General features: G+C 39.0%; 14 protein-coding genes. 3 read left to right on the top strand and 11 right to left on the bottom strand.

Going from position 1 to position 23820, the window contains the following annotated elements:
• Positions 1 to 145 precede the first annotated feature (145 nt).
• Positions 146 to 991, top strand: a complete 846-nt coding sequence (locus C7972_RS15735) for a DUF2911 domain-containing protein (RefSeq protein WP_110357136.1) — start codon at positions 146 to 148, stop codon at positions 989 to 991.
• 211 nt (positions 992 to 1202) lie between these two features.
• Here C7972_RS15735 and C7972_RS15730 read toward each other — a convergent pair whose 3' ends face one another.
• The 11 genes from C7972_RS15730 to C7972_RS15680 all read right to left on the bottom strand — a co-directional run bounded on the left by C7972_RS15730 (position 1203) and on the right by C7972_RS15680 (position 18561).
• Positions 1203 to 4547, bottom strand: coding sequence for a VCBS repeat-containing protein (locus tag C7972_RS15730; protein WP_110357135.1), 3345 nt, complete (start codon positions 4545 to 4547; stop codon positions 1203 to 1205).
• Positions 4548 to 4635: 88 nt separating this feature from the next.
• Complete coding sequence (locus C7972_RS15725) at positions 4636 to 6237, bottom strand: SusD/RagB family nutrient-binding outer membrane lipoprotein (RefSeq protein WP_110357134.1); 1602 nt, start codon at positions 6235 to 6237, stop codon at positions 4636 to 4638.
• 2 nt (positions 6238 to 6239) lie between these two features.
• On the bottom strand, positions 6240 to 9287 hold the full coding sequence (locus tag C7972_RS15720; protein ID WP_110357133.1) for a SusC/RagA family TonB-linked outer membrane protein: 3048 nt from the start codon (positions 9285 to 9287) through the stop codon (positions 6240 to 6242).
• A gap of 175 nt (positions 9288 to 9462) precedes the next feature.
• Complete coding sequence (locus tag C7972_RS15715) at positions 9463 to 10503, bottom strand: LacI family DNA-binding transcriptional regulator (RefSeq protein WP_110357132.1); 1041 nt, start codon at positions 10501 to 10503, stop codon at positions 9463 to 9465.
• Positions 10504 to 10734: 231 nt separating this feature from the next.
• Entirely contained in the window at positions 10735 to 12441 is a 1707-nt protein-coding gene (locus C7972_RS15710; RefSeq protein ID WP_110357131.1) for a sodium:solute symporter, read from the bottom strand.
• 125 nt (positions 12442 to 12566) lie between these two features.
• Complete coding sequence (locus tag C7972_RS15705) at positions 12567 to 15077, bottom strand: PIG-L family deacetylase (RefSeq protein ID WP_110357130.1); 2511 nt, start codon at positions 15075 to 15077, stop codon at positions 12567 to 12569.
• A gap of 77 nt (positions 15078 to 15154) precedes the next feature.
• The gene (locus tag C7972_RS15700) at positions 15155 to 15703 is read right to left on the bottom strand and encodes a mechanosensitive ion channel domain-containing protein (protein WP_110357129.1); all 549 of its coding nucleotides are present in this window, start codon (positions 15701 to 15703) and stop codon (positions 15155 to 15157) included.
• Between the two features lie 4 nt (positions 15704 to 15707).
• Positions 15708 to 16658: a septum formation inhibitor Maf gene (locus C7972_RS15695; RefSeq protein ID WP_110357128.1), complete on the bottom strand. Its 951-nt coding sequence runs from the start codon at positions 16656 to 16658 to the stop codon at positions 15708 to 15710.
• A gap of 35 nt (positions 16659 to 16693) precedes the next feature.
• Complete coding sequence (locus C7972_RS15690) at positions 16694 to 17281, bottom strand: Maf family nucleotide pyrophosphatase (RefSeq protein ID WP_110357127.1); 588 nt, start codon at positions 17279 to 17281, stop codon at positions 16694 to 16696.
• A 4-nt stretch (positions 17282 to 17285) separates the two neighbouring features.
• Positions 17286 to 17813 (bottom strand): HAD family hydrolase, encoded by a 528-nt coding sequence (locus C7972_RS15685; RefSeq protein ID WP_110357126.1) that lies wholly within the window; start codon positions 17811 to 17813, stop codon positions 17286 to 17288.
• Complete coding sequence (locus C7972_RS15680; protein WP_110357125.1) at positions 17797 to 18561, bottom strand: Rossmann-like and DUF2520 domain-containing protein; 765 nt, start codon at positions 18559 to 18561, stop codon at positions 17797 to 17799. Before C7972_RS15680 ends, C7972_RS15685 begins: the two co-directional genes overlap by 17 nt.
• Before the next feature lie 485 nt (positions 18562 to 19046).
• Here C7972_RS15680 and ccsA point away from each other — a divergent pair, with 485 nt between their 5' ends.
• Both ccsA and C7972_RS15670 read left to right on the top strand, forming a co-directional pair.
• On the top strand, positions 19047 to 22223 hold the full coding sequence (ccsA, locus tag C7972_RS15675; RefSeq protein WP_110357243.1) for a cytochrome c biogenesis protein CcsA: 3177 nt from the start codon (positions 19047 to 19049) through the stop codon (positions 22221 to 22223).
• Positions 22224 to 22380: 157 nt separating this feature from the next.
• A complete protein-coding gene (locus C7972_RS15670; protein ID WP_110357124.1) occupies positions 22381 to 23790 on the top strand; it encodes an MATE family efflux transporter in 1410 nt (469 codons plus the stop codon).
• Positions 23791 to 23820 lie beyond the last annotated feature (30 nt).

The raw sequence follows: 23820 nt of genomic DNA, 5'->3' as shown, positions 1-23820 counted from the left end.
CTAAGTGTTATTTATATGCCCCCTACGCTTATCAGGAGCCATAAGCTTGGTCTGAACGGTTTTCACTGGACCAATATTTATTTAAGACTTCCAGATTAGTCTTTTAATACGTAAATTAGCCTTTAAACAATAAACACGTATTAACATGAAAAAAATAACCCTTTTAGTAGTAATGATTGCCGTCTCTCTTGGAGTACAGGCACAGATCAACACACCGCAACCGAGTCCGTCCTCGACACTTATCCAGAAAGTCGGATTAACAGATGTTACCGTGGAATATTCCCGACCGTCCATGCGGGGCAGAACTATATTTGGCGATTTGGTTCCTTATGATAAATTGTGGAGAACCGGGGCCAATGCCAGGACCAAAGTTACTTTTAGCGACAATGTAATGATTGGAAGTCAAGAACTTAAAGCTGGTTCCTATGCCATTTATACCAAGCCGGGAACTACTTCTTGGGAAGTTATTTTTTATACTGAAGCTGACGGCGGAGGAACACCGGCCAAATGGGACGATAGCAAAGTAGCAGCCAAAACCACTGCTCCTGTGCAAAAATTGCCATTTAAAGTTGAAACATTTACGATTTCTATCGACGGGCTTTCTGATAACGCTGCCACTTTAGGCTTGCTTTGGTCTGATGTCTATGTTGGGGTTAAATTTGACGTTCCTACGGATAAGGCGGTTACGAGTGCCATAGATAAAGTGATGAAAGGCCCGGATGCCAATGATTATTACGCAGCTGCCGTATACTATATGAATTCCGGAAAGGATATCAACAAAGCCAAGGAATGGATGGATAAAGCTATGAGCTTAACGGAAAAACCTGCTTTTTGGCAGTTGAGACAACAATCTTTGATCTACGCCAAGGCCGGCGATAAAAAACAGGCCATTGAAACTGCAAAAAAATCGCTGGCTGCTGCCGAAGCTGCTGGTAATGCGGACTATGTTAAAATGAATAAAGACTCCTTGAAAGAGTGGGGGGCCAAGTAGCACTTCCAAGTACTTAATTAAAAAAGCTCACTGAAAAGTGAGCTTTTTTTAATACTATAAAAGAATTATTTGGCGTTAACTTTGTACCTCTTTAAACAAATATAAACCACCTAAACCAATACTTTTTTTAAGCTATTGTAGTCCAACCTAAGTGATTTTTATGCTGACAGAGTTATTGCTCGCGCATAAACTAAAATCTTAAGAAATAACACTATTTCTTTTTTTGTTCAAAAAATTGTAGCTTATCGTTATTGTTTGCAACTATCACCCATTTTTTATCTCCGTTTAAAACAGATATAATTCCTTTGGCATCCTTATTGGCGAAAAATTCACTGTCCACAACTCCGACCGGGTCGAAGGTACCTTTCCCATCTCCCAATAACAATATCCCGCTGCCCGCATCGTTCCGAGGTGTTTCTATTTCAGAAACAAATAAATTCCCCACAGCCAAAACATCCAGATTACCATCCAGATTAAAATCCTCCAATAGTATATCATTGATATTGGATAACTGAGCCATATTGGGTAACGCAGAAACCTTGAAATTGCCATTACCTAAATTTTCTATGTAGGAAGAGGCAAAGGTATCAGCTTTGTAATGCAAGGATGTTTCCAAATTTTCTTTACCATAAACTTGATCTATTTCCATAGAAGCGAATAGATCATACATTTTTATTTTGTTTTTTAGGCCTGGTATTTGTTCAGACGAACACGAAAATCCCCTCAAGGGGTAATGCTTTTCACCGTTGTAATACCCCAGTACAATATCATAATTACCATTGTTGTCAAAATCATTATAGTAAATATCGAAAGGTTTACTTGGGGAAGTTTTGTATTTATAGTTTAGCCCAATATTACCAGCAATGAAATCTATATCTCCATCTTGGTCAAAATCTCCTTTCTCTAAGCTGTACCACCAGCCCGATGTTCCATCCAATACAGGATTTGCCTGTTTCTTAAAATGGCCTTGATCATTTCTAAATATCGTAATAGGCATCCATTCCCCTACAACAATAAGATCTTGATCCCCATCATTGTCGTAATCACACCATGTAGCATCGGTAACCATCCCCAATTCCTTTAATTCCGGGGCTATATCAGTGGTTCGGTTTATCAATGTTCCATTTTCATTTTTTAGAATCATACTTGTTGCTGGTCTGGGATACTGATGAGGTACATGCCTCCCTCCAACAAAAAGGTCCATATCTCCATCTTTGTCAAAGTCTTCTGCAACGACCTTTGAACCGCTTACTAGATCAATATCGAGAATTGTTCCGTTTGTGAAGCCACCATTGCCATTATTTAAATATAGTCGATCCATATAATGGGGATCATTGGCTTCATATTCATTTCCGCCACTAACCACATATATATCTTGAAAACTGTCTCCATTGATATCCACAAACAAGGCATCGACATCTTCAAAGTGGGCATTCTTTTTCCATATATCACCTTGCATTTTAGAGAAGCCACCATTTTTGTTTGCGATAAATAGTGATGCCCCTATACCAGATGCGGCTCCTACAAAAATATCTTCTAGTCCATCATTATTAATATCTCCTTTTGCAATAGCTGGTCCAAACTGTGACATTTTATGGGGTAACAACACTTGATAATCATAATCGTCAAAATCGTTTTCTATGTGGGTATAGTTAAACGGCAAATCTTCTCTTGTCTCTTTGAATAAGGGGGGCGGAACTTTTATGTTCAAATTGGACTTATATATGCCGTTGGTCATATACAAGTCTAATAATTGATTAGTCCTAACATCGGTTAAGACTTCTATAGTGTCGTTTGGCCATTGTACCACCAAACTATCTACAACCATAGTAGTATTTAATCCAAAATGAAGAATGGGCTCACTTGTGGAATAAATGCCCCGTACATTGGTATGTTCCAAAAATTGTTTGTTCCCGCCAGTGTACAATGTAACTTTAGTGCCAAAAAGAGCGCGATTCGTAGGGTCGTTTAATTTAATACGTAGAAAATTGCTTGCACCTAGTATCTCGGAGTTATTTTTATAAATGAATGCTTTTTCATTTATGTTATTTACTACTAGATCCAGATCCCCATCATTATCGAAATCGGCGTAGGCTGAGCCATTGGAAAACGATTTCTCCTTTAGGCCCCAAATATCCATTACTTTTTCAAAATTAAGACTTCCCATGTTTTTGAATGCGTAATTTTGCAAGGGTTGGGAGGGAAGAACTGAAAGCACCTTGTCCAGGTCCAAAATATCAAAAACACTATTGACATTACCACCTTGGGGATTCTCCTGTAAAAACTTAAAAGTGGCATCGTTGATAAGTTTTCCAACTTTTTTGTCAGCATCAGTATTCCTAATATCATGTAGAAGACCATTGGTAATATAGGTATCCTTTAGACCGTCATTATCAAAATCGGCTATTAGGTTGGACCAGCTCCAATCGGTAGCTGCCATCCCGGTTATTTGTGCTACATCGCTAAAAGTTCCATTTCCATTATTTAATTGAAGTGCATTGTACATATATTGGTAGTGACCACCCTCCTGGACTACCTTCCAAAATGAATCCGGATTCATTCCACTCATGTTCGATTTCAATCTAAAATTATCTTCGGCCACCATGTCCACAACAAAAATATCCAATAGGGCATCATTGTTAATATCGGCTACATCAACTCCCATACTATAATAGGACATATGGTTTAATGCATTATCTGATATATTGGTAAAAGTGCCATCCTGATTGTTCAATAGAAGAAAATCAGGGGCATTAAAATCATTGGCAACATATAAATCGGTCCAACCATCATTATTGAGGTCACTTGCCGAAACCCCGTTTGGGAATCCAGTTAGCATCAATCCCGCATCATCCGTCGTTTCTATAAAAAAGTTGTTACCGGTATTCTTATACAGTTTAACATGATATTCCTCTTTGAGTAGAGTGGTACCGGAAAAGGGTGAATAACTTCCCGGGTTGGGTGGCTGGGTCAATAAAAACAGATCCAATAAACCGTCTTTATCATAATCCAAAAAAGTGGCATGCCTAGTCCTTTGCGAATCTGCTATCCCAAACTTTACAGCCGATTCGACAAATTTTCCAAATCCATTATTTATGTATAAAAGATTGGTTCTCCACTCTGGCTTGTCGTCATAAAGTTCCCGACTGACATAGATATCCAGATAACCATCACTGTTGACATCCGCTACCGTTACCCCAGTAGACCAACCACCATCATCCTTAATTCCTGCAAATTCCGTAACATCTTTGAATTCAAAATTTCCTTGATTGAAATATAGCTTGTCAGGTACCATATTGCCAGCAAAATACAAATCTTGTAACCCATCATTGTTAAAATCCCCAACTCCTACTCCAGCACCTCCATAAAAATTGGAATAAATTAAGATATTGGCATCTTTTCCATCCTTGATCTTATTATTGAATTCTATTTTGGTCTGTGAAGATTTTAAGAGGGTAAACCTTTTTGAATCTTGGGCCAATCCAACATTGGGGATCAAATATAAAAGGAAGAAAAGCAACGAAAAACGGTGGATATTTAATATTCTATTTTCCATATTGTAAAAGTATTTAGAACAGAAAAGGAGAGTTTCCTCTCCTTTCTTACTAACTTAAAAAAAATTATGCTCTAAAGCAATACTTTTGTTATTTTGCCCACCACATTTTAGTGGTCCAAGTATCTCCACCCATATTGGATACAGCAGCATTAAAATTATCAGGGTTGTTACTGCTTTCTGAAGAAGGATAAACCTGTCGTAAAGGAATTTGACCATTGGAGAAATTTCCTGAGAAATTAACAGGTGTCAATACAGGGTAACCTGTTCTTTTCCAGTTGTTCCAGGTTTCAACAAAATTACCCATAAGCCCAGTTGAAGCCCAGAATTGTTCGTTGATCATCTCCAAAGATGATTCCGTGGAACTCTCATCCAAAGGATTGGCAGCAGCAAAGGCAAGGGCATCCGCCTCAGTTAATTGGGTAGCTGAACCAAAGGAATTCATGGACAGCATAACTCCTACTATTCCGTTACTATAATGTTCGGCAGCACTTCCAGGAGTAGTATAACCTCTAGCAGCAGCATCGGCCAATAGTAATTGTATTTCTCCATAGGTGAGTATAAAAATAGGAGCACTTCTTTCCCTGTATATTCCTGTGGGCCTTGAATAATTACCAATTTTGGCTTCGTCATCTCCAGTTCCAGATGGTCCGGGAAAATCAGGGTGATTACTTATATCAGTAGCGCCCCCACTGGTGTCGTAACCGTTTGGCAACCCTATTTGAATAGCTGGATCTGAATCTCCCACAGAATTGGGATCGAAGTTTGCAGTCAAACCAGCAGGCGGTACTTCGGCAGAAATACCCAATCGTGGATCATCATTTGCAACTAAGTAATCTATTAGTGGTTTGCTCCAACGGACTTCATAAGTATCATCAACGGTTCTTAAGGAGTTAGCATTTGTGTTAGGAAAATTATCCGCATCCATCGGCAATACAGCTTCATCTGCGGTACTTGCAAAAATTCCACCTGCCAGGGCTTTGGCCAGATAGGACTGGGCCTCAGTGGGATTGGAATTCACCATTCTCATAGCAAGTTTAAGCATCAATGAATATCCAAATTTACGCCATTTGCTTATATCCCCAGCATAAAGAGGGTCATTGGTAGGCGACCTTTTAGCTGCGTCCAAGGCATTCAATGCTGATTCCAGGTCTTGAAGCATTGCTGGATATATAACCTCCTGCTTATCATATACAGGTTGTGTAATACCTTCTTCGGCCATTAATGCCTCTGAATAGGGAATATCCCCATAAATATCTGTAATAAATGACAAGTTCAATACTTTCATGAACTTACCCAAAGCCTGTAAGTTGACCAAATCTGGATTATCACTGGACAATTTCTCCATTTGGTCTGCCCTGGATGCATTGGCAAAATCACTGTTCCAGACATTCTGGATATAGGAATTTATACTCCCAGAAGCTACATATTTGTCCCCATTGGAATAATAGTTTGCACCGCCTGTAGTCGTGGATGCCAAAGTTTGTGTCCACATGCTCTGAAACAAAATAGATCCGCTGTACCCAACTGTGGTATTGGCATAGCCAGCCAAAACATTAGGCAATATTAAATTTGGATCAAAGATGTCCGCACCTGCTCTGTTGGGGTCAGTATTTATTTCATCGAAATTATCATCGCATGATGATAAAACTAAGAAGAACCCTATAAATAATATATTAAGATATCTTTTCATAATTATTGTAATTTAAAATTAACATTTAACCCTATACTACGAGTGGAGGGCAAACTAGTTCCTTCAATACCGGTATAATTAATATTAGCACCGAAATTATTCTCGGGATCAATATTTTTGGCATTTCTCATAAGGATAGCCAAGTTTCTAGCAACCAAGGAGATATTAACTCCTTTAAGTACCTTTGTATTCTGGAACATTTCCGAAGGTAGGGAATAGCCCAAAACCAATTGGCGTAATTTAATAAAGTCCCCGTCTACAACACTTGTACCGGTAACATTTTGTGCTAAAGCTTTGTAATATGTTTCAGCATCCGCAGTAATCCCATTGGTGGTAACTCCACCTTCACGTCCTACTAGGGTTGTCTTGTTCAATCCTCTCCAAGTAGAATAATATTCGGTAGCAGAAAGCACTTTGTTTCCAAAACTATAATCTATCAAGAAGGAAAGGTTGAATCCTTTGTAGCTAAAGTCGTTGTTCCAACCCCCGTAAAGGTTAGGTAGCACGGAACCAAAATTCTTGAACTCCCCCCTTACAGGAAGACCATTGGCATCCACGACTATGTTGCCATTGGCGTCATATTCATAGTCATAAGCCCTGATTTGAGGACCAGCCTCACCTACAACAAAAGAGGTAACCGCATTACCCAAAGTACCCCTGTTCTGTCCTAGATTAATGGGGTTGTCTGCCAAGTCGGTTTTTAACACCTCATTTTTCAAAGTTGTTAAGTTCAAGGAAGTAGTCCATGAAAAATCATCATTCTGAATTGGTACACCGGTTACCAATACTTCCAAACCTTTGTTCTGTACAGATCCATTACCAATTACACCAGAAGAAAACCCGGAAGATATAGAGTACTGTGCATTTTGTATCTCATTTTTGGTTTTCTTGTCAAAATAAGAAATATCGAAAGCCAACCTATTCTGAAAAAATTTAAGATCCAATCCAAATTCATATTCGCTAATGGTAAATGGTTTTAGCGTGTTAGGTAAACTTGTTGGAGAAGAACCAGTAGGTATTCCATTAAACGTGTTTCCGGAATTGTAATATACTTGAGTTAAATAAGGATTCTCCGGTTCACCACTTGTAACAGCGTAAGACGCCCTAAATTTACCATAGGTAAGACTCTCTGAATCCACCAAGTCCGAAAAGGTAAAAGCACCTGTAACGGAGGGAGTAAAAATATCACGGTTACCCGCAGGTAATGTGGAATAGGTGTCGTATCGCCCAGTAGTACTCAAAGTCAAATACTTTTTATAACTCAAATCCAAAGAGTAATAAGCAGATTGTACTTCTCGCTCATTAAAACCATAACTCCTCGATTGAGTTTCTGTATTGTTAGGTGTATATAAATAAGGTAGAACGAAACGTCCACCACCTACTCCAACGGTTTCATATTTGTTTTTTCTTAAATTAGTTCCTAAAAGGGCATCCAGTTCCAAATCGTCATTTAGAACGAAAGAACCTGCCAACAATCCTTCCAAATTAAATTCAGCGGTTTCAGATTGACCTTTTCGGCCTAATCCACCCTTTAGATCTCCAGTGTAGGCCAATCCCCAAGGATCAACTTGAAAATCCGAATCATGGGCAACATCATTACCCATTCGCACCATGGCATAAATATTATCAGTAAAGTTATATTTTGTAGATAAAATGGATATCGTTCTTTTCCTACCAAAATCATTTACTCCCTGGTTAGCAATAAAATATGGATTGGTAACGTAGATATCGTCACTAAATACAGTTTCAGCACCAGTGACAGGATCATAACCTGGAGCATAAATCGTAGGATCCACATTAGGTGCCAAAAACAAAAAGTTATTCGGGTTCTTGGGACCATCACTCAATAACGGACGATTGTCAGTCTGTTCATCGATATAAGTAACCTTTGCAGAAACATTAAGTTTATCGGTAATGTTCTGATCGGCACTAAACATGAAATTATATCTTTTAACACCACTGTTAGGAACAATGGACTTAGCGTCTAAATATGAAGCAGATACTCTGAATGAACCATCTCCTACACCTTTGGTTACCCCAATGGTATTCGTGAAATTACTTCCGGTCCTATAAAAATCAAGATAATTGTTTTTGGCAACATCATAGGTGTACTGGTTTCCATCGAAACCAACCACTTGACTGCCGTCCAATTTGGCTCCCCAAGCGGATCTTGCGGTAGTACGTGCATCAGGCGCAGTAGCAGGCTTTATACCGCCTACACCCTGACCGTATTCCTCCTGAAAATCGGTAAAATCAACACCTTGTTCTACAGTATAATTTGTGTTGTATGACACTTCCCAATCAGAACCTTTCTTTCCTTTTTTTGTTGTAATTAAAATAACACCATTCGACGCCCTAGAACCATATAAAGCTGATGCAGACTGTCCTTTAAGGACAGTCATTTTTTCAATGTCATCAGGATTTATATTCCCAATACCATCTCCACCGTCAGCACCACCCCATTGGCCGGCACTTCCTCGTTGCGTATTATCCAATGGAACACCATCAATAACAAATAGAGGAGAACCTCCTGAGGTACTTGACAATCCACGCAAGAAAATTTTAGAGGTACCACCAGGGCCACTACTTGTTCCCTTGATATTTACCCCTGCAACACGTCCTGCCAATGAATTGGCCACATTCACTTCTCTGGCTTTGGTAAAATCTTCAGCGTCTACAGTGGTAACCGAATACCCTACCTTACGTTGTTCTTTAGTGATTCCAAGAGCCGTAACAACCACTTCTCCCAGTTGTTCCGCATCTTCTTCCATGGATACATCATAATTGTTGGATGCACCTACAGTTATCGATTGGGATTTCATTCCAAGGAACGAAAAAACCAATACGTCTCCGCTTGCTGCCTCAATAGAATAGTTTCCATCAAAATCAGTCTGAGATCCAGTTGTGGTTCCTTGCACCAATACGTTTACTCCTGGTAGAGGGGAACCATCCGTAGCATCGGTGACCGTACCTGTCACCGTTTTGCTTTGCGCCAGTAACGGATAAGCTCCGAACACTAGTACAAAAAATAATAGCAATTTTTTGACCATAATAAAATTGTTTGAGTTAATAATTTAGTTGTTTGTTAATATTAAGTTAAGAGTGAAATTAATCTTTTTTTTTAACAATACAAATAGTAAATGCATAAATGTGTACGAGCACATTAAATAAAACCTTAATCTTTATAAGGTCGGTGGTCAAGAAAAATACGATTCCGAAGGCTACTTAAAGGTAGTAATGTGCGTTTTCCGTGGTAATAATATCTATAGGGAGTAGTTCCTGAGAGGGCAATGGTTTTCCAAAAAGAAAATGTTCCGCCAAGTAATTTACGCTTAGAAAAGCTTGTCTTTTTAATTTTTGATGGATCAAAAATTTTATCGCCCCTTGTTCCAGATACTTTATATTAGGTTTTAATAAATCATATCCTATGATGATCCCATCTTTCTTTTCTAAACTTTCGAAAGCTTCTACCAACATATAGGCTTTTGAATTGGTTACAAAAAATGCATTTATTCTAGGATGGCTTTTTATGAATTGGGATACTTCTTGGTTAAAACCGATTTTATCGGCCGAATTAAAAGTTTTGGAAACCATAATATGATTTCTATCCGGCTTTTCCTTAAAAAACTCTACAAAACCATTTTCCTTGGATTGCATATGGGGCTCTTTGTTTATGTGGATGATGGCTATTTCATCATTTTCCCCAATAATCTTGCCCATTAAACTTGCTGCCACCCTTCCGCTTTGTTTCAGATCTTGACCTATGAAAATCTGTTCCTTGAATGTGTTCATATGGTTGTTGAACAGCACCACAGGGATTTTGGTCCTACAACATTTTCCCAAAATTACTTGGGATTCACTTTCAAAAATAGGAGCCATTAAAAGAACATCAGGTTGCGATAGAATAGCTTCTTCCGATTGGATCAAAAAGGAAGATTTATCCGTAGGGTCATAAAAGTACTTCCTTATAAGTATTCCGAAAGGGGTAAATTGATTTGCGGCCTCCAACACTCCTTCATTGGCAGGAATCCAATAGGGATCCTTATGGGGGTCCGGAAGTAGTACATGTATACTATACGTTTTATTCTTTTTAAGATTTCGGGCAATGGGATTGGGCCTATAATCTATTTCCTTAAGAATTTTATCCACTTTCTCGAAGGCACTTTTGGAAACCTTCCCGCGTTTATGTAATACCCTATCTACTGTTCCCTTGGAAACACCTGCCATTTGAGCAATGTCCTTTATAGTATATTTATCCTTAATCATTATATTGTTGATTCTGGAACAGAATTTTAGGCATATGAAGAAGCTCTTAATGGATTTTCAACATTAAATATAGAAATATTCCTAAGATATTACCTAAAATTTTCGTTAGCTTCATCATTTTACGGTATATAACAATCATAAAACGCAAATCTATCCTGATAAAAAGCGAGGAAAAGAATTTTGGTTTTTTTCCATATACAATACCCATTTCACTAAAGGGGAGAAGAAAAACTAAGCTTTAACCGGTGGGTTTTTCAGTAGGCGATCAAATCCTTCCAATATGGTAGCCAAAATAATGATCAAACAACAACCGAAGGCATTTAACCACAAATAGGACATCCAGTCATAACTAAAACCAATTATGACGATGCACTGTGTTATCAAGGCAGCTACAAAAACAGCATTTCCCTTAATGAATTTAAAAAAGAAGGCGATGAGAAAGATACCAAGAACGTTTCCGTAAAATATAGACCCTATAATATTTACTAATTGAATAAGATTATCGAACAAATTGGCCACACAAGCAATTGAAATGGCTATAGCTCCCCACATAAGGGTAAACAACTTTGAAACTTTTACATAATGCGCCTGAGTAAATTCACCCTTTTTATTACGCTTATACAAGTCCAAAGAGGTAACCGTTCCCAAGGCATTTAATTCTGAGGCGGTAGAGGACATTGCTGCCGATAATATCACCGCCAATAAAAGTCCAATAAGTCCTTTGGGGAGAAAATTTAAAATAAAATGTATAAATACATAATCCTTGTCATTGGTCTCTACACTGTCATCGGCCATGGCAATTAGGGCCTGGGCTGCCTTTCTATTTTCCTTATCTTTGTTGTTTATATTTACAATGTGCTGTTTGGCATCTTCAATAGCATCATACTCCTTAAGATCAAGGGCCCCGGAAAATTTATTTTGGGCCATTCTTTTTTCACCTTCCAACACCAACTGTTCCTCTTCCAATATCTTATAATCCTCCGAGTAAGGAGATTCCATTATGGCATTGGTAGCCGCGGGATTGAAATTTAAAGGAGAATGGTTGAACTGAAAAAAAATAAACACCATTACCCCCACCAATAAAATAAAGAACTGCATGGGTATTTTTAACAATCCATTGAAAATTAAGCCAAGTTGACTTTCCCTTACGGTTTTTCCGGAGAGATATCTTTGAACCTGGCTTTGGTCCGTACCAAAGTAGGCCAGGGCTAGGAAAAGTCCGCCCGTTATTCCACTCCAAAACGTATACCTACTGGTGGTATTGATGCTAAAATCCAAAATATTCAATTTATCACTGGCTCCAGCAATTTTCAGCGCCTTGCTAAAAGTGATGTCTGCAGGCAAATAACCAAGTATAAAAAAGAACGCGATGAACATCCCTGTCATTATAATGAACATTTGTTGTTTATGCGTAACACTTACCGCTCTGGTACCACCCGAAACGGTATAAATTATCACTAGAATGCCTATTAAAATATTTAGGGTCTTTAAATCCCAACCCAATACAGCGGAAAGAATAATTGAAGGGGCAAAAATTGTAATCCCTGCGGCAAGGCCGCGCTGAATTAAAAATAATAATGCCGCCAAGGTCCTTGTTTTTAGATCGAAGCGGTTTTCCAAAAATTCATAAGCCGTATATACATTGAGACGATGATAAATGGGAACAAATACAATACAAATGATAATCATGGCCAATGGCAGGCCAAAATAAAACTGAACGAACCCCATTCCATCATGAAAAGCCTGTCCGGGTGTGGACAAAAATGTTATGGCACTGGCCTGCGTAGCCATTACGGACAAACCTATGGTCCACCATTTGGCATCGTGACCACCAAGGACATAGTCCGTTACATCCTTACTGCCCTTTGTTTTCCAAACACCATATCCAACAATAAAAATAAGGGTTCCGACAAGTATGATCCAATCTATTGCAGCCATTTTATCGGTTTCCGGTCATTATTAAATAAAAAACAATTATATAGATAATATTGAGCGCTATTACCAGCGTATATTCTTTTTTCCAATCAAATTTTTCGAACATAATGATTCTTATTAGCTACAGCTTATTTTTGAGTCTCTTGTTTCAGGGAAAGCATGTTGGCAAACAGTCTATAAGCTCCTGTTACACCTGCCGGCAACTCCCTAAAAAAACTTAATCCCGTATAAATATAGTTCCCCTTGCCGTAAGGTGCAACTAATAAACTACCTGATAAGGCCGATTCCCCTTCATCGTTCATGGCTAGAATTGGCGTAAATTCATTGGACCATTGATTCGGGAAATAAAGTCCACGTTCCTGTACCCAGCCATTAAAATCGTCTTGGGTTATTTTATTGGGATAATTAACTAGGGGATGTGTTTTGGCCAGTATGCCAACACTGGATGATTCATCCGTAACCCTATCCCGGGAAATGGTCAGGGGGTAGGGGGCAAGGTTTTCCATGTCCAACCCATTTCTACCAGCTGTGTTGTACTGAACAATAAGGTTGCCGCCATCCTTAACATAATCCAATAAATAGCGTTGTTTAAATTTTAATTCATCCACCACGTTGTATGCCCTTATACCTACAACAATGGCATCAAACTTGGTCAAGGAACCGGCTTGTATGTCTGAAGGGTCTATTTTTTGGACCTTATATCCTATTTGTGTTAGACTTTCAGGTATTTCATCGCCAGCCCCCTCTATATACCCAATATTTTCTCCATTCTTGTCGATGTCCAAACGCACCACTTTGGTTTCGCTAGGCATCAACACCGATTGTTTGGGAATGTGGTCATAGGATATTTCTATCAATTCTTTGGATATTTCCTTGCCATCCACTTTAATAATGGGGGAAATATAATTCTCATCTTCTACCATAGGTGGGGTCAAGACAAATTTCAATATTCGCTGGTCGCCTTTTTTTGCTATTTCAAAAGGTTTTATTTCCTGATCAACTTTCCAACCTTTTCCAAAACACAGTTGCAATTCGCCCTTTACATTGTCTTTAAGTGCTTTTATAGTAACAGGAATTTCCTTGGGTTCGGAATTGGAAAAAATGATTACCTTATCCTTAAAGCTAGCTGTTGCCTCTGGCAATATCTCAAAGGGTTGATAAAGTTCACCTTTTTCCGGTTTGGAATATCTGTATACAATTGGTTTTTCAATATTTATGGTAAACCCATTGAAATCCAGTTCAAAATTTACTTTAAAGGCTTTGGGTGTTTCCGGTTTCCCTATTAGATTTTGATCCTCTACCGTATACATTCCCGTGCTGCCTTTGGCATTTAGCCAATATGGGCTAGTGTATCCTATATTTTCGGGAACATTTAGATTCATTTGGAATAACTCCTTCTGGTTTTCTTTTAGGGCGATTTTTTTAATTATGCGATTATCGGTGCTGGTGGAAACGGCTATAAGATTAATCTTGGCATTGCTTCTATTCAGAGCCTCAATATTTATAACGATATTACTTCCAGGGTAGGTATTGGATTCTGCGGAAGTAGCCTCCAAATAGAGTCCACTGACTGCTTGTATGATTTCTTCCAATTCTTTTTTCTTGATTTCTTTCCAGTGCTCGTCCTTTATTTTTAAGATAGCCCTATAACCTTCTATGAGCTTTGGCAGGTGTCTTGACGGTTGGGCAAAATCGAAGTTATTTTCTATTTCATATAAAATCTTCCCAACGGCTGCCCCTCCTTCAACACGTGACCAAGTGGTATTAATCCCGTCGAAAATATCCGATCTATTCTTTGGGAGATCGCCTTTTAAAAGTTCTATATATTCCTTTTCACTACCGCGCGTTGCCAACCTTCCAAAACCTTGGCACAAATGCTGACTACTTGCAAGAGATGCTATTTCATTGTTGGATAAGCCCTTCAAAGGATAATAGACCCCAACCTCCAGATCGATCATCTTGGATTTGTCCGCTTTTTGGAACTTGTCCTCACTGCCATAAAACCACCAAGAGGTATTAAAAAAAAGCCTTTTTGGCTGCCAAATATCCGTCTTCTTTAATTGTTCAGGATATATATTGGGGTTGTTGGCCAAATCGAAGGCCTCATAGCTCAGCATGGCCGAAGAAGTATGATGGCCGTGTGTAGAACCTGGCGATCTGTGGTCAAATCTATTGATAATAACATCTGGCTTAAAATTGCGTATAACCCAAATAACATCACTTAGCACAGCCTCTTTGTTCCAGATTTTAAGAGTTTCCTTTGGGTGCTTGGAGTACCCGAAATCATTAGCCCGCGTAAAAAATTGTTCCCCGCCGTCTATACGCCTGGCAGCCAATAGTTCCTGTGTACGCAAAACCCCCAACAGCTCTCTAAGTTCGGGACCGATTAAATTTTGTCCTCCATCACCGCGGGTTAGGGATAAGTAGGCCGTTTTAGCTTTTGTTTCATTGGAAAGATAGGAAATCAACCGTGTGTTTTCATCATCCGGATGAGCCGCGATATAAAGGGCCGAACCCAAAAAATTCAATTTTTGAATGGCATGAAAAATATCCGAAGAAGTATTCTTTTTAGGTGCTTGAGCATCAGCAAGTTGAAATGAGAATAGTATCCCAATAAAGAATACCCAAGGAAGGCGCATACGTATATGTTTTAGTTGGTTTCCAAATATAAAAATATAAAATCCGAAGCCGTAATTTTTACAACTACTTTAACACCTTATAAAACTTCACTGCTTTCCAATGAGTTTTCATAGGTTTGTGCCAAGGCTATGGCTTTCTGGAGCATCATGTTGTTAGGGTAGGTAAATAGTTCTCCATTACTTCTTCTAAGATGTATATGAAAGGCCCTTATATCCTCTATAAGATATACCTCGTTGGGCAATTCAATTTCCTTATCCATTATTTTAATTTTATCACCTATCTTAAATGGAAAGGAAAAAAACAGTATAACCCCGGCCGTAACATTGCTCAATATGGACCATTGTGCAAACAGGGCCACACCTATAACAGCAAAAACAGAGGAAAACACCAAGCCGATATCCTTCATTTCTACCCCCCAGATCAAAATCAAGGCAACTATTCCAAAAGTAGTGAGGCCAACAGTGGAATATTTAACGATCAAGCGCGTACGAACCTCATTTATATCACTTATTTTGCCGACTTTTTGTATTGCCTTGGTACCTAAATATTTTAAAATCAATAGCACCAATAAACATATGGCCGTGCCTAAAAGTTCATTTTTGTACTCCAAAAAAAATGTTTCCATAGAATTATAATCCTAAACTATCGCGCAAAAATACATCACTATTTTTGTTTTCCTGCCAATAAGCCCTTTTTAATGTTTTTATTTTCGTTGCCTTGGTAGTGAGTATTTTTGCCTTGGATCCAAACCCACTGGTATAACTTTCGGACCAATATTCAATGGTATATGGGAAGGATTTGGAAAAGCTGATCGCCAAGGTTCTATCCAATTCTGGGTAGGTGATTTTATAAGTATTTGGATCAGCATCCAGATTCAATTCTGCTTTGGCGCCATAGGCTTTCAGTTGTTTGTGTGCCAGACGTAAATATTCCATGGAAGGTACCATATGGATGTTGCCAACAGGAAGGTTGTTGGGATTGATCCTTATTTTATTCCATATTTCGTTTTCTAAATGCGTTTTGTCCAAAATGATGGTTTGATCCCCTTCGCTTTCAAAATAGGAAAAGGAATTTACTTCAAATTTATCCCTATTGTTCAACTGCGTATATACCTGGCCACACCATTCCTGCACGGATGCGGAAAGCTTTATGGCATGTTGTTTATCCGATACGGGATAAAAACTACTGTTCATTATGGAATAGGGGTAAATACCGGTTAGGAACTTTTTTGTGCTATTGAGTTTCAACACAGAAACGTTATTGGGATTTGATTGATCGGCCTTCACCTGTTTGTCCGCTAAAAATGGTTCGGTAACATATATTAAAACCGCATTACCTTCCCTTAATTCACCATAACGGGCCTGATCCAATTTATAGGAAGTTATCTCTGCCTTTCCTGCATACCAGTAATTCTTGAATTCCTCGGATAAGACGGGTTTAACCGGTTTGGCAACGGACATTTTTATATCACCTCCTACAAGGGAAACGTTCTCTGCTTCTCTTGGTTTTTCCTTGCAAGCACTTAAAAGTACAAATATAATTAAGATGTGCACAAAAATGAAAGTAAGCAGACGTTGCATAGCATTAAAATTTTCCTAAAATTATTCAAAATAAACTAACCAGCCATGGCCATTAACGTTTTGTAAACCAATTGGGTGGGCAAGCCAACCACATTGGTATAGGAACCCTGTATTTCTTCAATTCCAATGAGCCCTATCCAATCCTGAATACCATAGCCACCGGCTTTGTCAAACGGGTTATAGTGTTGGATATAGTATTCTATTTCCGCGTAGTCCAATTTTTTGAATTTTACCTTCGTGCATTGATTCACCAGCTGTTGTTGATCCTTGGTGGTAAGGCAGACAGAGGTAATTACTTCGTGCCAATCGTTGGAAAGAGTCCTTAGCATGGAAAAGGCTTCGTCGTGATCGGCAGGCTTTGCCAACGATATATTGTTATGCCAAACTACCGTATCCGACGTTATGAGGATATCCCTGGTATCCAGCTTTTTTTCATATCCAGCAGCCTTTAATTTTGCCAGATAATCCGAAATTTCCGCCCCCTTTAAATGCTCGGGATATATTTCGTCTACATGTATCGGATGTACTTTAAATTCGATTTCCATTTCTCTAAAAAACTGCTGTCGTCTAGGGGATGCCGAGGCAAGTATAATCCGATATTCCTTTAGTTTGTTGTTGGGCATAATGTTAATCGTTCTTGGCACTGAAATTTTCGGCCCAATGCCCCCTTACCTTCAGTACTTGTTCTATAACATCCCTTACACAGCCATCGCCTCCGTGTTTATGGGAAATGTATTTGGACATAGCCTTTACCTCAGGTACAGCATTTTGTGGACAACAAGGAATACCCGCCAACCTCATTGGGGGAATATCAGGAATGTCATCGCCCATATAGAGAACATGTTGTGGATTTATATTGTAAATATCCAGATATTCGTCAAAAGGGTCTATTTTATGATGGGCACCCATGTGGATATCGGTAACTCCCAATCCCTTTAATCGCAATCTAACACCTTCGTTGGTGCCTCCGGAAATGATACAGATATTATACCCTTGTTGAATGGCTACCTTTACGGCATAGCCATCTTGAACGTTCATAGTCCTTAACATTTCGCCGCTAGTGGTGATAATGATTTTGCCATCTGTAAAAACGCCATCCACATCAAATACAAAAGTGGTTATATCCTGAAGCAGTTCCTTATAACTTTTGTCCATATCTTTCTCCTATCAATTTGCTTAACAAGCTGTAAATATCCTGATAATTTTTATTTTTAAGCAGATTTAAATGGGTTTCCATCGTCTTAACATCGTTTCTTTTGGCCGGTCCGGTTTGGGAATCGCAGGGAGGGAGATAGTCCAATTTATTCACAGTTTCCTTGATCAAAGGGTTTAACATGGAAAATGGCAAATCATGTTCCTTACAAATATCTTGGCCTATAGTAAAAAGATAATTGGTGAAATTATTCACAAAAACGGCTGCCAAATGAAGTGATTTCCTTTGGTCACTAGTAATCTCGTGCACTTCCATAGAGATGAGTCCAGCCAATTTTTTCAAAAGTTCCATGTTGGCATTGTGTTCTGCCTCAATACAGATCGGCACCTTTTTAAAATCGATTGCCTTGCCCTTACTAAATGTTTGCAGTGGATAAAAAACCCCTCTATTATCTATATTTCCGAGGGATTTTAACCCTATACTTCCAGAGGTATGGGCCACCAAACCTTTTTTATCCTTAAGGAAAGGAGCCACCAAAGCTATGGCATCATCACTTACGGCGATTATATACATATCGGCATCGGCAATTTTGGTGAAATCCGTACCCGTTTCCACCTTATCCTTAAAAGAGTGGAGGTGATCTTCGTTCCGACCAATTACCTGTAGCACATTTATTTCATCGACCCCCAAAAAGGCATGGAACAAATGCTTTGCAACATTACCAGTACCCAATAAAACAATAGATATCATATTCAAAAGTAAATATTAAATCAAACTTATAGGGTTATGGTCATTAAGTTTTTTGAATGTTGGTATTCACACAAGTTCTTAGGGGTGGGTCCACCAGGTGTTATAGAAGGTACGTTCCTATGAAATACGTGGCAGCCAAATTAAATCATCCTTATTAGGCATCAATTCTTCCCTATCTATGACAAGTCTCTACTTCGCATTTATATAAATATTATGTAACCTAAACCCCTACAAGTGTATCCAAAGGCATATTGATTTAGCTCTTGGAAGATTTGTACCCCGAAACATAAGGGAACCTAGATATACATTGAAAAGCATGGGCCCTTTTATAAAACCACAGTAGTAAGGGACTGCTTATCTGTTTTTATCTATCAAATATTTGAACATGTTTTAAAAAAAGTAAATACTCAATTAACAAAAGATTTAATAATTAAACTCTTATAAAAATGTATTTTTGCATGTTTAAAACAAACCTTCTTGCCAAAATGATCGAATTCCTTAAAAAAACGTTCTTTTCCACCCGTTTAATGGCGGTTTTATTTATTGTTTTTGCTACAGCCATGGCCTTTGGAACATTTATAGAAAGCTGGTACAGTACGGAAACCGCTAGAATTTGGATATACAACACTACTTGGTTCGAGGCCATTATGGTATTGTTTGTCATCAATTTTGTGGGGAATATTGCCCGTTATAATCTTTTAAGGAAGGAAAAATGGGCCGTACTTTTATTACATCTCTCTTGGATCTTAATTATTCTTGGAGCCTTTGTTACCCGCTACATAAGTTTTGAAGGGATGATGCCCATCAGGGAAGGAAACACGGAAAATGTTTTTTATTCGGACAAAACTTATCTCACGGTTTATGTGGATGGCGAAATAGACAACGAGCCCAAACGGAAGATTTTGGAGGACGATATCTTGGTTACCTCTGAAGCTATCAAATCCAATTTGCCATGGAATTCCGATTTCAACGGACAGCCCTTTACCATATCCTATGTGGGCTTTATGGATGGGGCAAAAGAGGGATTGGTAGAAGATCCCAATGGGAAGGAATACCTGAAAATTGTGGAAGCGGGCGACGGTCAACGTCATGAACATTATTTGGAAAGTGGTGAGGTAAGCAGTATACACAACGTTTTGTTTTCCTTGAACAAAATGACGGACGGAGCCATCAACATTATTGAATCTAACGGTAATTATCAAATAAAATCGCCCTTCGAAGGACAGTTTATGAGAATGGCCGATCAATTACAGGGAGAATTATTAAAGGATAGCCTTCAAACACTGCAGTTAAGGTCTTTATATACTACTGCAGGCATGCAATTCGTTATTCCCGAGCCAATTATCAAGGGAGCTTATGATATAATTTCCATTCCTGAGAACGAAAAAACAGAAAATGATCTTGATGCCCTGATCGTGGATATCAGCAGTAATGGGGAAACGGTACGCAAAAAACTACTGGGAGCAAAGGGCGTGTCCAATTTTTCAGGCGAATTTGAAGTTGGAGGCTTGGATTTTAACCTTTCATACGGGTCCAAGGTGTATACCCTGCCTTTTGGAATTAAATTAAACGACTTTATTGCCGAAAAACATCCGGGAACAGAGAATAGCTATGCTTCATTTATGAGCAAGGTTACCATAGAGGACGAGCGTCCTTTTGATTATGATATATATATGAACCATATTTTGGACCACAAAGGGTATCGTTTTTTTCAAGCCAGTTTCCATCCAGATGAAAAGGGTACCGTACTATCGGTAAATCACGATTTTTGGGGTACTTGGATAACTTATATCGGATATTTCCTATTGTATGCAGGGCTTATGGGGATCATGTTCTATGGCAAGACCAGGTTTAAAAGTCTGGGCGATTCCTTGGAAAAATTGAAAAATAAAAGATCCAAGTTGGCAGTGCTTTTTATTCTTGGCAGCTGTCTTAATTTGATGGCGCAGGAAAGTGTGGAGGCAGATTCACATGCACATGAAAATACACCTACCGCAGCCCAGGTAGATTCCTTGTTGCACGCTATGATCCCATCCAAGGAACATGCTGCATCGTTTGGTAAGTTGGTAATTCAGGATGCCGGAGGGCGTATGAAACCCATAAATACATTTTCTTCCGAACTGTTGAGAAAACTAAGCCTAACGGACAAATATACCGACTTTAATTCCGACCAGGTTTTTCTATCCATGATGCTGAATCCAAGGGTTTGGTACTATGCGGAATTTATTGCTTTGGACAAAAAGGGGCAAAATGACAGTATTCGCAAGATCATTGGATTGGAGCATGGTAAAGAGTTCGCAAAGGCTACGGATTTCTTTGATGAAAAAGGACAGTACAAATTAAGTACTTATCTTAAGGAAGCTTACGCAACCAACACTCCCAACCAATTCCAAAAGGATTTCAAGAGTTTGGACGAACGTTTGGTACTTTTAAACAGAGCATTGGGAGGGGAAATCGTCAAGATATTTCCATTGTTGAATGACGACAATAACAAATGGATCTCGGCTGTGGAATATAGGGGAGGTCAATATCAGGTATCGGATTCCCTCTATGCCAATTTCATAAAAAATGCCGTACCCTTCTACCTGATGAGCCTGGAGAAAGCAGTAAAAACGGGCGACTATTCCGAGGCCGATAAATTGTTGGCCGCCTTTAAAAAGAACCAAGAAAACCACGGTAGCGAAGTATTGCCTTCGGAAAACAAAATTAATGCGGAGGTATTTTACAACAAGGCCGATATTTACAATAAGCTATATAGGTATTATGCCCTGGTTGGTCTGTTAATGTTTATTTTACTGGTATTCCAGATTATCAAGGACAGAAAGGCGCTCCGGTATAGCATTGCCGGAATCAAAATCCTGATTTATGTGTTTTTTGTTTTGCATACCCTAGGATTGGGTATGCGTTGGTACATCTCCGGACACGCACCTTGGAGCGATGCCTATGAGAGTATCCTATACGTTTCCTGGGCAACTTTGGGTATGGGACTACTCTTCAGTAAAAAGAGTGATATGACGGTAGCTGCGGCCACTTTTGTAACTTCTATGTTGTTGTGGATCGCCCACCAGAGTTGGGTAGACCCCTCAATAGCCAATCTCGTGCCCGTATTGGACAGTTATTGGTTAATGATCCACGTGGCGGTTATTGTTGGTAGTTATGGTCCCCTCACCGTGGGTATGATCCTAGGGGTGGTGAGCTTGTTGTTGATCATCATGACAAACGACAAGAACAAGGAGAAAATGGACCTGAACATCAAGGAACTTACCATTATAAATGAACTGTCACTAACGGTAGGTTTGGTTATGTTGACCATTGGTAATTTCTTGGGCGGACAATGGGCCAATGAAAGTTGGGGTCGATATTGGGGGTGGGATCCCAAAGAAACTTGGGCCCTGATTTCAATAATGATCTATGCCTTTGTAATCCATACAAGATTGATTCCCGGTCTTCGTGGTAAATGGATGTTCAATTTTCTAAGTGTAGTGGCCTTTGGCAGTATTATGATGACTTATTTTGGAGTAAATTTCTATTTGGTAGGGCTACATAGTTATGCCAGTGGGGCACAGGTTATAACCCCCACTTTTATTTATTACACCATATTTGGGGTATTGTTATTGGGTGCCGTAAGTTATTGGAAAAATAAAAGATTCTATACCAAGTAATTTTGTAATGTTCTAATTTTAATGCAATTTTGCTTTACTATGAAGTAAAGGAATTATGTTTTTTATAGATGTCAAAGCAAGAATGTTGAGGGTTCATTTAGTGAACTTCCAATTATTCATGATGTCCATTTTCTTCTTTTAACATAATTCCAAACATATGGCAGGTACAAAAAAACTTACTGCAAGTAATTTATACAAATATTTTATTTTAGCCTTATCGGGCAAGGACTTCGATTTTACTACAGGGAGCATCAGAAAAGCCATTTTTATGCTTTCCATTCCTATGGTACTGGAAATGTTGATGGAATCTATTTTTGCCCTGGTGGATATTGCCTATGTTTCCAGGGTCAGTGTCAATGCCGTAGCTACAATAGGGCTTACGGAGTCGGTGATTACATTGATTTATGCCGTGGCTATCGGCCTCAGCATGGCAGCCACGGCCATTGTGGCCAGAAGGGTTGGTGAAAAAAAATTAAAAGAAGCCAGGGAATCGGCAGTACAGGCAATCCTTTTGGGGATAACTGTGGCCATTGTCACCGGAATATTCGGGGCTCTGTACTCTAAGGAAATCCTAGGTTTAATGGGGGGAAGTCCCCAACTTATCCAAGAAGGCCAAGGATATACCCAGTTGATGCTCGGAGGTAATATTACCATTTTACTTCTGTTTCTTATAAATGCCATTTTCAGGGGAGCTGGGGATGCCTCGGTTGCAATGTGGATACTGGTGTTGTCCAATGGTCTTAATATAATCCTTGACCCAATATTTATTTTTGGATGGGGACCAATTCCTGAATATGGAGTTATGGGTGCTGCAATTGCTACCAACATTGGTAGGGGTACCGCTGTCCTGTTTCAACTGATAATTCTGTTCTATGGATGGAGCAAGATTAAAATTTGTATTTCCGATATCGTAATCCGTTTAAAAGTGATGGCAAACATCCTCAAAGTTTCTGCTGGCGGTATTGCACAATTCTTGATTGGAACGTCCAGTTGGATCTTTTTAATGAGAATTATGTCCGAATTTGGAAGTGAGGTCCTTGCCGGGTATACCATTGCCATTAGGGTAATGATGTTTACTTTAATGCCTTCTTGGGGAATGAGCAATGCTGCGGCTACCCTGGTGGGACAGAATTTAGGTGCCGATCAACCGGATAGGGCAGAAGAATCCGTATGGAAAACCGGGAAGTACAATGCCATCTTTATGTTTACGATTTCCTTGATATATTTATGCTTTGCTGAAAAAATAATTTTGTTCTTTAATACCACTCCGGAAGTGGTGGAATATGGTACCTTATGCTTACAGATCATCGCGGCAGGATATGTATTTTACGCCTATGGCATGGTGCTGACACAGGCATTTAATGGAGCTGGGGATACAGGGACACCTACCAAGATTAACTTTTTAATATTTTGGGCATTTCAGCTTCCTTTTGCATATGTTTTGGCCATCACCTTTAATTATGGAGCGGTTGGGGTGTTTTTGGCCATTTCGATTGCCGAGGTTCTCCTTACCCTTATAAGCTACTTACTTTTTAAAAAGGGGAAATGGAAAAAAATTAAGGTATAGGCTATTTTTGTAACTTTATGCCCCACTATT

Source organism: Arenibacter sp. ARW7G5Y1, assembly GCF_003201775.1.
Classification (GTDB): Bacteria; Bacteroidota; Bacteroidia; order Flavobacteriales; family Flavobacteriaceae; genus Arenibacter.
Note: the sequence above shows the minus strand (reverse complement) of the source record. Positions and strands in the feature narration are given on the sequence as shown.

What these genes read in the sequence shown, in the direction of transcription:
- C7972_RS15735 (WP_110357136.1), top strand. Translation starts at nt 146, where the DNA reads ATGAAAAAAATAACCCTTTTAGTAGTAATGATTGCCGTCTCTCTTGGA.
- C7972_RS15730 (WP_110357135.1), bottom strand. Translation starts at nt 4,547, where the DNA reads ATGGAAAATAGAATATTAAATATCCACCGTTTTTCGTTGCTTTTCTTC.
- C7972_RS15725 (WP_110357134.1), bottom strand. Translation starts at nt 6,237, where the DNA reads ATGAAAAGATATCTTAATATATTATTTATAGGGTTCTTCTTAGTTTTA.
- C7972_RS15720 (WP_110357133.1), bottom strand. Translation starts at nt 9,287, where the DNA reads ATGGTCAAAAAATTGCTATTATTTTTTGTACTAGTGTTCGGAGCTTAT.
- C7972_RS15715 (WP_110357132.1), bottom strand. Translation starts at nt 10,503, where the DNA reads ATGATTAAGGATAAATATACTATAAAGGACATTGCTCAAATGGCAGGT.
- C7972_RS15710 (WP_110357131.1), bottom strand. Translation starts at nt 12,441, where the DNA reads ATGGCTGCAATAGATTGGATCATACTTGTCGGAACCCTTATTTTTATT.
- C7972_RS15705 (WP_110357130.1), bottom strand. Translation starts at nt 15,077, where the DNA reads ATGCGCCTTCCTTGGGTATTCTTTATTGGGATACTATTCTCATTTCAA.
- C7972_RS15700 (WP_110357129.1), bottom strand. Translation starts at nt 15,703, where the DNA reads ATGGAAACATTTTTTTTGGAGTACAAAAATGAACTTTTAGGCACGGCC.
- C7972_RS15695 (WP_110357128.1), bottom strand. Translation starts at nt 16,658, where the DNA reads ATGCAACGTCTGCTTACTTTCATTTTTGTGCACATCTTAATTATATTT.
- C7972_RS15690 (WP_110357127.1), bottom strand. Translation starts at nt 17,281, where the DNA reads ATGCCCAACAACAAACTAAAGGAATATCGGATTATACTTGCCTCGGCA.
- C7972_RS15685 (WP_110357126.1), bottom strand. Translation starts at nt 17,813, where the DNA reads ATGGACAAAAGTTATAAGGAACTGCTTCAGGATATAACCACTTTTGTA.
- C7972_RS15680 (WP_110357125.1), bottom strand. Translation starts at nt 18,561, where the DNA reads ATGATATCTATTGTTTTATTGGGTACTGGTAATGTTGCAAAGCATTTG.
- ccsA (WP_110357243.1), top strand. Translation starts at nt 19,047, where the DNA reads ATGATCGAATTCCTTAAAAAAACGTTCTTTTCCACCCGTTTAATGGCG.
- C7972_RS15670 (WP_110357124.1), top strand. Translation starts at nt 22,381, where the DNA reads ATGGCAGGTACAAAAAAACTTACTGCAAGTAATTTATACAAATATTTT.